The 12,864-nt window shown below is 65.3% G+C and carries 13 protein-coding genes; all 13 read right to left on the bottom strand.

Going from position 1 to position 12,864, the window contains the following annotated elements; all coding sequences use genetic code 11:
- Nucleotides 1–22: 22 nt before the first annotated feature.
- Nucleotides 23–634 (bottom strand): ribonuclease HII, encoded by a 612-nt coding sequence (gene rnhB, locus ACRWQA_RS18900; RefSeq protein ID WP_263582370.1) that lies wholly within the window; start codon nt 632–634, stop codon nt 23–25.
- Complete coding sequence (lpxB, locus tag ACRWQA_RS18905; RefSeq protein ID WP_434231583.1) at nt 631–1,872, bottom strand: lipid-A-disaccharide synthase; 1,242 nt, start codon at nt 1,870–1,872, stop codon at nt 631–633. The genes rnhB and lpxB overlap by 4 nt, the downstream gene beginning before the upstream one ends.
- Before the next feature lie 23 nt (nt 1,873–1,895).
- Nucleotides 1,896–2,663 (bottom strand): acyl-ACP--UDP-N-acetylglucosamine O-acyltransferase, encoded by a 768-nt coding sequence (gene lpxA / locus ACRWQA_RS18910; protein ID WP_263582368.1) that lies wholly within the window; start codon nt 2,661–2,663, stop codon nt 1,896–1,898.
- The gene (gene fabZ, locus ACRWQA_RS18915; RefSeq protein WP_263582367.1) at nt 2,660–3,103 is read right to left on the bottom strand and encodes a 3-hydroxyacyl-ACP dehydratase FabZ; all 444 of its coding nucleotides are present in this window, start codon (nt 3,101–3,103) and stop codon (nt 2,660–2,662) included. The genes lpxA and fabZ overlap by 4 nt, the downstream gene beginning before the upstream one ends.
- A 118-nt stretch (nt 3,104–3,221) precedes the next feature.
- A complete protein-coding gene (gene lpxD, locus ACRWQA_RS18920) occupies nt 3,222–4,262 on the bottom strand; it encodes a UDP-3-O-(3-hydroxymyristoyl)glucosamine N-acyltransferase (RefSeq protein ID WP_263582366.1) in 1,041 nt (346 codons plus the stop codon).
- Nucleotides 4,263–4,305: 43 nt separating this feature from the next.
- Nucleotides 4,306–4,812: an OmpH/Skp family outer membrane protein gene (locus ACRWQA_RS18925; RefSeq protein WP_263582365.1), complete on the bottom strand. Its 507-nt coding sequence runs from the start codon at nt 4,810–4,812 to the stop codon at nt 4,306–4,308.
- Nucleotides 4,813–4,838: 26 nt separating this feature from the next.
- Nucleotides 4,839–7,181, bottom strand: a complete 2,343-nt coding sequence (gene bamA / locus ACRWQA_RS18930) for an outer membrane protein assembly factor BamA (RefSeq protein WP_263582364.1) — start codon at nt 7,179–7,181, stop codon at nt 4,839–4,841.
- 120 nt (nt 7,182–7,301) lie between these two features.
- Nucleotides 7,302–8,660: a sigma E protease regulator RseP gene (rseP, locus tag ACRWQA_RS18935; protein ID WP_263582363.1), complete on the bottom strand. Its 1,359-nt coding sequence runs from the start codon at nt 8,658–8,660 to the stop codon at nt 7,302–7,304.
- Nucleotides 8,661–8,709: 49 nt separating this feature from the next.
- Nucleotides 8,710–9,903 carry a 1-deoxy-D-xylulose-5-phosphate reductoisomerase gene (ispC, locus tag ACRWQA_RS18940; protein WP_434231579.1) on the bottom strand — a complete coding sequence of 398 codons (1,194 nt, stop codon included), beginning with the start codon at nt 9,901–9,903 and terminating at the stop codon, nt 8,710–8,712.
- A gap of 1 nt (nt 9,904) precedes the next feature.
- A complete protein-coding gene (locus tag ACRWQA_RS18945) occupies nt 9,905–10,696 on the bottom strand; it encodes a phosphatidate cytidylyltransferase (protein ID WP_263582361.1) in 792 nt (263 codons plus the stop codon).
- Complete coding sequence (gene uppS, locus ACRWQA_RS18950) at nt 10,689–11,465, bottom strand: polyprenyl diphosphate synthase (protein ID WP_412031189.1); 777 nt, start codon at nt 11,463–11,465, stop codon at nt 10,689–10,691. Before uppS ends, ACRWQA_RS18945 begins: the two co-directional genes overlap by 8 nt.
- Before the next feature lie 62 nt (nt 11,466–11,527).
- Nucleotides 11,528–12,085: a ribosome recycling factor gene (frr, locus tag ACRWQA_RS18955; protein WP_434231453.1), complete on the bottom strand. Its 558-nt coding sequence runs from the start codon at nt 12,083–12,085 to the stop codon at nt 11,528–11,530.
- A gap of 4 nt (nt 12,086–12,089) precedes the next feature.
- Nucleotides 12,090–12,851, bottom strand: coding sequence for a UMP kinase (pyrH, locus tag ACRWQA_RS18960; protein WP_263582359.1), 762 nt, complete (start codon nt 12,849–12,851; stop codon nt 12,090–12,092).
- Between the last annotated feature and the right edge of the window lie 13 nt (nt 12,852–12,864).

Raw genomic sequence — 12,864 nt, forward strand, 5'->3', positions numbered from 1 at the left:
TGAATGGGCCACGACAGCAGGACTAGAGCAGCTCGAGCTGCCCCTTCAGCGGGGCGAAAGTGCGGCGATGCTCGGGCAGCGGCCCGAGGCGCTCCAGGGCATCCAGGTGCTCGGGCGTGGCATAGCCCTTGTGGCGGGCGAAACCGTACTCGGGAAACAGGCCGTCGAGTGCCACCATCTGGGCATCGCGGGCCACCTTGGCCAGTATCGAAGCGGCAGCGATGGACGGATGGCGGGCGTCGCCCTTGATGATCGCCTGGCCGGGAACATGATGCCCGGGCAGGCGGTTGCCGTCCACCAGCAGGTATTCAGGCGTCAGCGGCAGCGCATCGATCGCCCGTCGCATGGCCAGATGGGTGGCGTGGTAGATGTTGAGTTCGTCGACCTCGGCGTGGCTCGCCTCGGCCACGGCGAAGGCCAGCGCCTTGTCGCGAATCTCGGCATCGAGGTCGGCGCGTCGCTGCGGCGAGAGCTTCTTGGAGTCGGTCAGGCCGGCGATCGGCCGCATGGGGTCGAGAATTGCCGCAGCTGCCACCACCGCCCCGATCAGAGGTCCGCGACCGACCTCATCGACACCGGCGAGCAGATGGCCCTGATAGTCGATCACCAATGGGGGAAACGGACAGTCGCTCATGTCTCCTCTCTGCCTGTCTGTGGTTGCTCAGCCGAGTCCTGACCTGACGCCACGACATGCTCCTCGCTGGACAGCGAAGCGGGCATCGGCCGCCCCTCCAGCAAGGCCTCGATGGCCTCGGCCGCCCTGGCGCTGGCATTGCGCTGCAGCCCGGCATGCATGACGGCGAAGCGCTCTTCCAGAGCGCCTCTGACTCGAACGTCGTCGAGCATCGGCCCGATATGCTCGACGATCGCCTCGGGCGTGGCAGCGTCCTGAATCAGTTCCGGCACCAGGGCCTCGCGGGCGATCAGGTTGGGCAACGAGATCCATTCGGTCTTGACCAGACGACGGGCCAGCCAGTGGGTCATCGGCGCCATCTTGTAGACCACCAGCATGGCACGGTGGCACAGCATTGCCTCGAGTGCCGCCGTGCCCGACGCCAGCAGCACGGCGTCGCTGGCCACCATCGCCTGGCGCGCCCGGCCGTCGAGCAGCGTGACCCGCCCGTCCAGCGTCGGACGGCTTGCCAGCAGGCCCTCAAGCTCCTCACGGCGCAGCGGCGTCGCTGCAGGAATCACCACTTTCAGCTCGGGACGCTCGCGGCACAGCCGCTCGGCGGCATCGAGGAGGGTCGCACCGAGAAAGCGGATCTCGTTGGCCCGCGAGCCCGGCAGCACGGCCAGTACCGGGTCAGTCTCGGCCAGCCCGAGCTCGGCACGCGCACCCGCACGATCAGTGACCAGCGGTAGCTCATCGGCCAGCGGATGGCCGACGAAGGCCACCGGCAGACGATGCTGCTCGTAGAAGGCGGCCTCGAAAGGCAGGAGGGCGAGCATGGCATCGACCGAGCGAGCGATGCCCTTCACCCGTCCCTGGCGCCACGCCCAGACGGTGGGGCTGACGTAGTGAACCGTGGTGAGGCCTGCCTCGCGCAACTGTCGCTCCAGGCCGAGGTTGAAGTCGGGGGCATCGATACCGATCATGACGTCCGGCCGCCAGGCCAGGGCATCGGCGCGCAGGGCGCGACGCACCCGAATCAGCTCCGGCAAGTGCTTGAGCACCTCGACCAGGCCCATGACCGACAGCGTCTCCAGCGGGAAGCGGCTGTCGATACCCTCGGCAATCATGCCGGGACCGCCAATGCCACGGAACTGCACCTGCGGATGACGCGCCTTCAGGGCACGCATCAGGCTCGCCCCGAGCAGGTCTCCGGACATCTCACCGGCGACGATATAGACACGCGCAAGCTTGCTCATATCAGACTCGCTGCGAGGCCGCGTCAGCGAATGATGCCGCGGGTCGAGACCTCGATGGAAGCGGCGAAGGTTTCGGTTTCGGGCAGCGCATAGCGGTTGCGAATCTCCTCCAGCGCCTGGGGAACGGTCAACCCCTGACGATAGACCAGCCGGTAGCTATCGTTCAGGGCCTTGATCGCCTCGGCGGAAAAGCCGCGCCGCTTGAGCCCCACCTGGTTGAGTCCGTGAACCCGAGCCGGATTGCCGTTGATCATGACGAAGGCCGGGGTGTCCTTGGTGATGATCGAGCCGCCGCCGGCCATGGCGTGATCGCCGAAGTGACAGAACTGATGAACGGCCGACAGCCCGCCGAGGATGACGAAGTTGCCCAGGGTCACGTGGCCGGCCAGTGTCGCCTGGTTGGCCAGCACGCAGTCGTCGCCGATGACACAGTCGTGGCCGACATGCACGTAGGCCATGAACAGGTTACGCGAACCGATGGTGGTCTCGCCGCGATCCTGGGCGGTGCCGCGATGCAGCGTCACGCACTCGCGAATGACGTTGTCGTCGCCCATCACCAGGCGTGTCGGCTCGCCGGCATACTTCTTGTCCTGGCAATCCTCTCCCACCGAGGCGAACTGGAAGATACGGGTCCGCGCCCCCAGTACGGTCGGCCCCTTGATGACCACGTGAGGACCGATGCGACTGCCGGGGCCGATCTCCACATCGGGGCCGATCACGCTGAAGGGCCCGACTTCCACATCCTCGGCCAGACGTGCCCCAGGGTCGACGATGGCAGTGGTATGTATCAAGAAACCTTCCTCTCCGCACAGATGACCTCGGCCTCGCAGGCCAGTTCGCCATCTACCGTAGCACGACAGGCGAACTTCCAGATGCCGCGCTTTTCACGCTCGACCTTCGCTTCCAGCCTCAGGCGATCTCCCGGCATCACCGGTCGTTTGAAACGCACGTTGTCGCTACCCACCAGGTAATAGACGTAGCCGTCGGCCGGCAGCTTGTTGACGGTCTTGAAGCCCAGGATGCCGCAGGCCTGGGCCAGCGCCTCGAGCACCAGCACGCCGGGCATGATCGGGTGGTGGGGAAAATGACCGTTGAAGAACGGCTCGTTGATGCTGACGTTCTTGTAGGCAACGATGGATTCGCCGAGGTTCAGTTCCAGCACCCGATCGATCAGCAGGAAAGGGTATCGGTGCGGCAGATACTCACGAATCTCGTTGATGTCCATTACCATCGTAGCGACCTCTGAAATGAAGTAGGGAAGCCATCGCGAGCGTCGGTGCGCGCCGCCCGGCTTCCCGAAAAAACGCCTGCGTCAGGCAGGCGGAATTATAGCGCCGCCCGACCCTGTCTCAACCCTGCCGGTCGCGCTTCTCGAGCCGCGCCAGTCGCCGCGCGAAGTCGTCGAGTTGCTTGAAGCGCACCGCGTTCTTGCGCCACTGGGCGTTGGACATGGCACCGGTACCCGATGAATAGACACCCGGCTCATGAATCGAGTTGGTCACCAGGCTCATGCCGGTGACCTGCACACCGTCGCAGATGGTCAGGTGTCCGGCGAGCCCCACACCGCCTCCGAGCATGCAATTGCTGCCCACGCGGGTGGAACCGGCGATACCGACGCAGCCGGCCAGCGCCGTGTGGTCGCCGATACGCACGTTGTGCGCGATCTGCACCTGGCTGTCGATCTTCACGTCGTTACCGATCACGGTATCGTCGAGTGCACCGCGATCGATGCTGGAGCAGCTGCCCACTTCGACGTCATCGCCCAGCACCACACCGCCGAGCTGTGCAATCTTGTGCCAACGGCTGCCGTCGTGGGCGAAACCGAAGCCGTCGCCACCGATCACGCAGCCACTGTGCAGGATGACGCGCTCGCCGACGATCACACCGTGGCAGACGGTAGCATTGGGGTGTAGGCGGGAGCCCGCCCCGATGCGCGTGCCTGCGCCGATGAAACAACCGGCACCGACCACCACCTCGTCACCCAGCTCGACGCCGGCTTCGACGACGGCATTGGGGCCGATCTCGACCCGCTCGCCAAGCGTCACGTCGTCTGCCACCACGGCTGCAGGATGGATGCCGCCCTGCGGGGTTGCCAGAATCGGGTCGAACAGCTGCGACAGCTGGGCATAGCCGAGATACGGATTCTTCAGTTCCAGGCGCGCCACCGAACAGGCGGCGGCATGCTCGGGCTGCAGCAGCACGGCACCGGCCCGGGTACTGGACAGGTCCTTGAGGTAGGAACGACTGGCCACGAAAGCCACCTGATCGGGGCCGGCTTCCTTGAGCGTGGCCAGGCCCCGGATTCGCTGGTTGCCATCACCTACCAGGTTGGCGCCGAGCCGCTCGGCCAGTTCGGCCAGGGTGAATTCGTGAATAGCAGGGTGCGTCATGGAAACCCGTATCGACAGCGTGCGGCAGGAGTTGCCGCCATGTTCAGTTGAGTGAGTTGAGAATTTCGATCACTTCATCCGTCAGGTTGGGCAGCTCCTGGTCGGAGTGCAGCACGCCCTGGGGCTCCACCAGTACCTGAACGCCGTGCCGCGAAATGACCTGCTCGACGGCTTGATCGAGCTTCGGCTCGGCCTGCTGCAGGAACTCCTGCTCGGCGCGCATCTGTTCTTCCATGATCTGCTGACGCAACTGCTCGAAGCGGCTTCCCTTCTGCTGGAACTCCTGAATCAGCGACTGGCGCTCGGCGTCAGGAAGGCTGTCGCCCTCCTGCTGCAGCCGCTGCTGCAGCCGGGACAGCTCCTGGCCCAGCGACTGCGCTTCCTGCTGCTGGCCGGCCAGGCGGCTCTCGAGTTCCTGCATGGAGCGCTGGGCGGCATCGGATGTGAGCAGCGCCTGGCGCCAATCCAGCATCGCGACTTCGGCCGAGTAGGCCGGTGCAGCCATGACGGCGAACAGGCCCAGGCAGAGAATGGCTGTCAACTTGCGCATGCGAAATATCCCCTTGGCAGGCCGGCTCAGAACGTCTGGCCCAGCGAGAATTGGAAGAACTGAGTGTCGTCGCCGCTCTCGTCATTGAGGGGCTCAGCAATGCTGAAGGTCAACGGCCCGACCGGCGTCAGCCAGGAGAGCCCCACGCCGATGCTGTAGCGCAGATCGCCCAGGTCGACACCCGACGAGCAGCGCGAGGGGCCATCGCCTTCCACCACCGGGTAGCAGCTGGTCAGGAAGGTGTTGCCGGCATCGACGAAGAACCCGGTCTGTAGCGAACGCTGATCCTCGATAAACGGCAGCGGGAAGAGCAGTTCGGCACTGCCTTCGACCAGTACGTTGCCGCCCAGGGTGCGGTCTCGCCCGGATTCGCGCGGCGTGGTGCGCTGGCCCAGCGTGTTGCCCGTATAGCCGCGCACCGAGCCCAGGCCACCGGCAAAGAAGTTCTCGTAGAACGGATAGGGATCGCTGCCGATGCTGTCGGCGTAGCCCAGGGTGGTGCCGAACTTCAGCGCCCAGGTCTCCTCCTCGTTGAGGGCGAAGAGCTGCTGGGCACGGGCACGCAACTTGTAATAGTCGGCGTCGCTGCCGGGGGCGGCAGTCTCCAGCGACAGGCGCTGGTAGTCGCCGGAGGTGGGCATGATGCCGCGGTTGAGATTGTTGCGGGTCCAGCTCGCGGTGAGCTTGAGGCTTTGGGCGTTCTCACCTTGCTCGTCGACGTAGCGCACGATCTCCGAGGCGGTATCGCGGTAGGTCTTGACCGTGATGTCCTCGATGCTGGTGCCGAAGTTGAGCCGCGACAGCTCGCTGATCGGATAGCCGAAGTTGATCCCCGCGCCGTAGGCGTCGGTGGAGTAGGTCGAGATGTCCGAATCTTCGTAATCGGTCTCGCGATAGAAGAGATTGTAGCCGCGCGAGATACCGTCCAGCGTCCAGTAGGGGTCGGTGTAGCCGAAATTCACGCTGGTGAAGGTGTCGCTGCGCTGGGCGCCGATATTGACGCGGTTGCCGGTTCCCAGGAAGTTGTTCTGGGCCAGCGCCGCGCCGTAGATCACCCCGGCGCTCTGGGAGAAGCCGATGCTGGCCGAGACCGAGCCGGAGGGCTGCTCTTCGACGGTATAGGTAACGTCGAGCTTGTCGGACTCGCCGGCCACCGGCTGGGTCTCCACCTCGACCTGGCGGAAGAAGCCCAGACGCTCCAGACGACGACGCGATTGGCTGATCGACTCGGTGGAGGCCGGCGCCCCCTCCATCTGGATCATCTCGCGGCGCAGCACCTCGTCCTCGGTGGTGGTGTTGCCGATGAAGTTGATGCGGCGTACGTAGGCGCGTCGACCCGGGTCGACGCTGAAGGTCAGATCGACGGTCTCGCCGTCGGCACGCGGCTGCGGCACACCCTCGACCCTGGCGAAGGCGAAGCCTTCGGCGCCAAGCCGCGAGCGCAGTGCCTCGGTGGACGCCGTGACGTCACTGCGCGAGAAGATGTCGCCACTCTCGACCTGCAGCAGGTTGCGTGCCTCGCGCTCGCTGACCTGCAGGTCGCCGACGAAACCGATGTCGCCCAGGCGGTACTGACCGCCCTCGTCGACGTTGACGGTGACGAAGATCTGCGACTTGTCAGGGCTGATCGAAACCTGGGTGGAGGTGATGTTGAAGTTGACGTAGCCACGATCGAGATAGAACGAGCGCAGCCGTTCCAGATCGCCGGCCAACGCTTCGCGGGAGTACTCGTCCTTGGAGAACCAGCCGAAGAAGCGCCCGGGCCGGTCGTTGAGTTCGAACACCTCGCGCAGCTCATCATCGTCGAACTGGCGGTTACCGACGATGTTGATCTGGCGGATCTTGGCCACCGCGCCTTCGTTGATGTCGATATCGACCTGGACCCGGCCCTCGTCGATCTCGCGCACGCTGGTCTCGATGCGGGCGCTGTAGCGCCCCTGGGCCTGGTAGACGCCTTCGAGCTCGCGCTGGATGTCCTCGAGCGTCGAGATCTGAAGCACCTGGCCTTCCGCCAGACCGCCTTCGCGCAGCCCGCGGCGCAGATCCTCTTCGGAGAGCTGCTTGTTGCCGCTGATGTTGAGGCGCGAGATGGTCGGTCGCTCGACGACCTGGATCACCAGCACATTGCCGTCGCGGGCAAGCTGAATGTCCTCGAACAGGCCGGTGGCGAACAGGCTGCGGGCCGCCTCGGCAAGCTCGCGATCATCCACCTGATCGCGCGCGCTGATGGGAAAGGCGTTGAAGACGGAAGCGGCGGAAACCCGCTGCAGTCCTTCCACGCGAATGTCGGAAACTTCAAAAGATTCGGCCAGCACCGTACTGGAACCGGCCAGCAGCAGTGCCGCCAGTCCGAGGGTCTTGATATTCATGCAGTCGCTTCGCTCGCGTTGATCCGCCTGCCTGTCCAGACAGGCACCATATACATATGTGCGGGTGACTGACAAGGCAGAGCGAAGCTCTGCCTCCCTGTGCCCCGGAGGGGGCGCTTGCTACCAGAGACGCATCAGATCGAAATACAGGGCCATCAGCATCAGCATGCCGACCAGCGCCAGACCGATCCTCAGCCCGAACGCCTGGGCCCGCTCCGACACCGGCCGACCGCGAACCGCCTCGACGAAATAGTAAAGCAGGTGGCCGCCATCAAGTACCGGAATCGGCAACAGATTGAGCACCGCCAGGCTGATCGAGAGGTAGGCCAGGAAACTGACGAAGCTCTCCAGTCCCGTGCGCGCCGTATCCCCCGCCATCTGGGCGATGGTGATGGGACCCGACAGATTGGTCGGCGAAATCAGCCCCACCAACATCTTGCGGATGGCATTCAGGGTCAGCAGCGTCATCTCGCCGGTACGGCTCAATGCCTGCCCCACCGCCGCCACGGGACCGTAGCGAATCTCGCGGCGAAACTCCTCGGGCCACTCCACCGGTTCGACGCCGGCACCGACATAACCGATGGCGACCCCCGTCTCGAGCTCTCGAGAGCCCGGCGTGAGCGTCAACGCAAGGTGTTCGTCGCCACGGGCCACCTCGAGTTCCAGGGGTTCGCCCGGGCTGGCCCGCACCACACTGACGAAGTCCATCCACTCTTCGATCGGGTTGCCGTTCACCGCCACTACCTCATCGCCGGCACGCAGCCCCGCCTCCGCAGCGGGCTCGCCGTCGACCACCTGGCCCAGCACGGCGGGAAAGCGCGGCTGCCACGGGGTGATACCGAGCGTGGGCAGCGGCCGGGGCGGATCCTGGCGCACCAGGTAGTCCTGCACGGGCAGGCGATACTCCCTGGGGTCGGTCGAGGCATCGTCGCGTGCCTGGATGGCCAGTTCGCCACTGAAGCCGATATCGGCGATCAGGCGCAAGTTGATCTCATCCCAGGAGCGCACCTCGTTGCCCTGCACTGCCACGATCTCCTGGCCTGGCTGCAGGCCGCCACGGGATGCCGGCGAATCGGGAGTCACCTCGCCCACCATCGGCGCCACCGTCGTGGTACCGGCCACGAACAGCGCCCAGTAGGCCACAATGGCGAGCAGGAAATTGGCCAGCGGGCCCGCCGCGACGATGGCGATGCGCTGCCATACCGACTTGCGGTTGAATGCCTCATGGAGCTGGTCGCCAGGCACCGGGGCCTCGCGCTCGTCGAGCATCTTGACGTAGCCGCCGAGCGGAATCGCCGCCAAGGCGAACTCGGTCCCATGACGATCGACGCGGGACCAGATCGGCTTGCCGAAGCCCACCGAGAAACGCAGCACCCTGACACCACAGCGGCGCGCCACCCAGTAATGGCCGAACTCGTGGAAGGTGATCAGCAGGCCCAGCACCACGATGACGGCCAGCACGTTCTGGATCAGGCCCAATACAGTCTCCTTGACCTTGAAAAATCACTCGGTTCGCTGGCGAATCGGTTCAGCGTCCTTCCAGCCTCTCGCTCGCCGCCTGGCGCGCCCGGGCGTCGGCAGCGAGGATGGTTTCCAGGTCGCCACCGGCTTCTACCGGCAATGCCTCCAGGACCTCTTCCACCAGATCGCCGATTCCGCGGAAACCCAACCGGCCCGCCAGGAAGGCATCGACGGCCACCTCGTTGGCGCCGTTGAGTACGGCCGGCGCGGTCCCTCCCGCCTGCATCGCCTCGCGGGCCAGCCGCAGGCAAGGGAAGGCAGCCTCGTCGGGTGCCTCGAAGTCGAGCCGGGCGATCCGGAACAGGTCCAGCGCCTCGACGCCGGCATCGATGCGCTCGGGCCAGGCCAGGCCATAGGCGATCGGCGTGCGCATGTCCGGGTTGCCTAACTGTGCCAGCACCGAGCCATCGCTGTAGGCGGCCATGGAGTGGATCACGCTCTGTGGGTGCACCACCACCTGCACCTGCTCGGGCCGGGCATCGAACAGCCAGCATGCCTCGATCAGCTCCAGCCCCTTGTTCATCAGTGTCGCGCTGTCCACCGAGATCTTGCGCCCCATCGACCAGTTGGGATGAGCGCAGGCCTGCACCGGCGTCACCGTAGCCAGGCGCTCCGGGGTCCAGCCACGGAACGGCCCCCCGGAGGCGGTCAACAGCAGCTGAGTCACGCCATGGCGGGACAGGCCGCCGCGATGCTCGGGTGGTAGACACTGGTAGATGGCATTATGTTCGGAATCGATCGGCAACAATGTGGCGCCATGGCGAGTGACGGCGTCCATGAACAGTGCGCCGGACATCACCAGCGCCTCCTTGTTGGCCAGCAGCACACGCTTGCCGGCGCGCACCGCGGCCAGCGTCGGCAGCAGCCCCGCAGCGCCGACGATGGCCGCCATCACCACGTCCACCTCGGTGGCGCCTGCCACCTCGATGAGCGCCTCTTCACCGGCACGCACCTCGGTGGCCAGCCCCGCCTGCGACAGCCGCTCGCGCAACCAGACGGCATCACGCTCGTCGCCAAGTACCACCACGGCGGGACGATGTTGCCGACATTGGCCCAGCAGCGTCTCGCGCGAGCGATGCGCGGTCAGCGCATGCACCCGGTAGCGCTCGGGGTGGCGCGCGATCACGTCGAGCGTACTGGTGCCGATGGAGCCGGTGGCTCCCAGCACCGTGACGCTCTGCTGCCGAAGCGGCCCGTTCATGTCACGACATCCCGTGTGAGAGCAGCGCGAACAGAGGTACCGCCGCCGTCAGGCTGTCGATGCGGTCGAGCACGCCACCGTGGCCGGGCAACAGGTTGCTGGAATCCTTGATGCCGCGAAAACGCTTGAGCATGCTTTCCAGCAGGTCGCCGAGCACCGAGACCAGGGTGACCACCGCGGTCACGATCACGAGTCCCGGCACCCCCACTCCCTGCCAGACGGCGAACGTCAGCGCCAGCATCAGCGTCACGGCCAGGCCCCCGACGACGCCCTCCCAGGACTTGCCGGGACTGACCGCGGGCGCCAGCTTGCGCCGACCCCAGGCGCGACCGCAGAAGTAGGCGCCGATATCGGCGCCCCACACCAGCAGCAGCACGTAGAGCAGCCAAACACCGCCGGTGTCGCGCAGCAAGTTGAAGCCGACCCAGGCCGGCAGCAGTACCCATAGCCCCATGGCCAGGCGCACGGCGGTCGAGCCCCATTGATCGCTCTTCGCCGGATAGCGAGTGACCCAGTAGAGATTGACGAGCCAGCCGGCCACTGCCAGCCACAGCGGCCAGATGGCCAGCGCCGCGCCCAATGTCCACAGCACGCCCATCAGCAACGCCAGGCCGGCCACCAGTGCCAGCCGCCGGTTCGTTTCGGTCACACCGGCGAGGTTGGACCACTCCCAGGCGGCCAGCAGCACGATGACACCGGTGAAGGCGGCGAAGGCGCCACCGTCAAGGCCGAACAGGCCGGCCAGCATCAGCGGCGCCAGCCACGCCGCAGTAATGATCCGCTGTCTAAGCACCTTTCGCCTCGATCTGTTCATCGGTCATGCCGAAGCGACGCTGCCGCCGGCAGAAATCGTCGATCGCCATGTCGAAGGCCTGACCGTCGAAGTCCGGCCACAGCAACGGGGTGAAATAGAGCTCGGCGTAGGCCATCTGCCACAGCAGGAAATTGGAGATGCGCTGCTCGCCGCTGGTGCGAATGCACAGGTCGATCGGCGCCTCGTCGCCCAGACACAGCCCTCTCTGGAAGGCGTGCTCGTCGATGGCATCGGGCTCGAGTTCGCGGTTTGCGACCCGCTCGGCCAGGTGTCGGGCGGCGTTGACGATGTCCCAGCGGCCGCCGTAGTTGGCGGCGACGACGAGATGCAGCCCGGCATTGTCGCGGGTGAGCTCTTCGGCCCGTACGATGTATTTCTGAATCGAGGGTGAAAAGGCGCTGCGGTCGCCGATCACCGAGAGTCGGATACCGTTGTCGTGGAGTTTTCTCACCTCGCGCTTGAGCGCGATGAGAAACAGCTCCATCAGCGCGCGGACTTCGGCCTCGGGGCGGCGCCAGTTTTCACTGGAGAAGGCGAACAGGGTGAGGGTGCGGATGCCCCGCTCGGCGGCACGGCGAATCACCGCGCGCACGGCCTCGACACCGGCACGATGACCGCGAATGCCGGAAAGCCCACGCGCACGTGCCCAGCGGTTGTTGCCATCCATGATGATCGCCACGTGTCGCGGCAGGTCGTCGCCGGGGGGCTTCGGTGGCATCTGCGATGCGGAAGTCTGCGCTGACGTCATGATGTCTCGCAATGGGGATGGAAAAACCGGGCGGCAACGCGCAGGCCGGCGCCCGGCGCTGCTCAGACCTGCATCAGGTCGTGTTCCTTCACTTCGAGCTGCTTGTCGATCTCGGCGATGTACTTGTCGGTCAGCTTCTGAATCGCTTCTTCGCCGCGGTGCTGCTCGTCCTCGGAGATCTCCTTCTCCTTGAGCAGCGCCTTGAGGTCGCTATTGGCATCGCGACGCACGTTGCGCACCGCTACACGAGCATGCTCGGCTTCGGCGCGAGCCTGCTTGATGTAACCCTTGCGAGTCTCCTCGGTGAGCATCGGCATCGGCACGCGAATCACGTTGCCGGCACTCGCGGGATTGAGACCCAGGTCGGAGGTCATGATCGCCTTCTCGATCTTGGGCACCAGGTTCTGCTCCCAGGGCACCACGGAGAGGGTACGAGCGTCTTCCACGTTGACCGAAGCGACCTGGTTGAGCGGCACCTGACTACCGTAGTAATCCACGGTAACCGAGTCGAGGATGCTGGAGTGAGCACGCCCGGTACGGATCTTGTTGAAGTTGGCATGAAGCGCCTCGAGGCTCTTCTTCATGCGACTTTCAGCATCTTTCTGGATGTCATTGATCACGATTTCAACCTCTGTCTATCAGCGTGCCTTCCTTGCCGCCCATCACCAGGTTCAGCAGGGCGCCCGGCTTGTTCATGTTGAAGACGCGGACCGGCATGTCATGGTCCCGCACCAGGCAGATAGCGGTCAAATCCATGATGCCGAGCTTCTGATCGAGCGCACTATCGTAGCTCAGATGATCGTACTTGACCGCATCGGCGTGCTTCACCGGGTCCTTGTCGTAGACCCCGTCCACCTTGGTGGCCTTGACCACCACGTCGGCGTCGATCTCGATGCCGCGCAGGCAGGCTGCGGAATCGGTGGTGAAGAAGGGGTTGCCGGTACCGGCGGAGAACAATACCACGTCTCCCGACGTCAGGTAGCGAATTGCGGTGCGGCGGTCGTAGTGCTCCACCACCCCGCTCATGGGGATGGCCGACATCACGCGCGAGCGGATATTGGAGCGTTCCAGGGCGTCGCGCATGGCCAGGGCATTCATCACCGTGGCCAGCATGCCCATATGGTCACCGGTGACCCGATCCATGCCTGCCGCGTTGAGCGCGGCACCACGGAACAGGTTGCCGCCGCCGACCACGATACCCACCTGGACGCCGATGCCGACCAGTTGCCCGATCTCCAGCGCCATGCGGTCGAGCACCTTGGGGTCGATGCCGAAGTCGTGCTCGCCCATCAGCGCCTCGCCGGAGAGCTTGAGCAGGATGCGCTTGTACTTCGACTTCTCGCTGCGGGTCTTGGCGGGATGATCGACGTGATCGGGCGTGGACATGGCAACTCTCCTG

This window comes from Billgrantia sp. C5P2 (genome assembly GCF_051062895.2).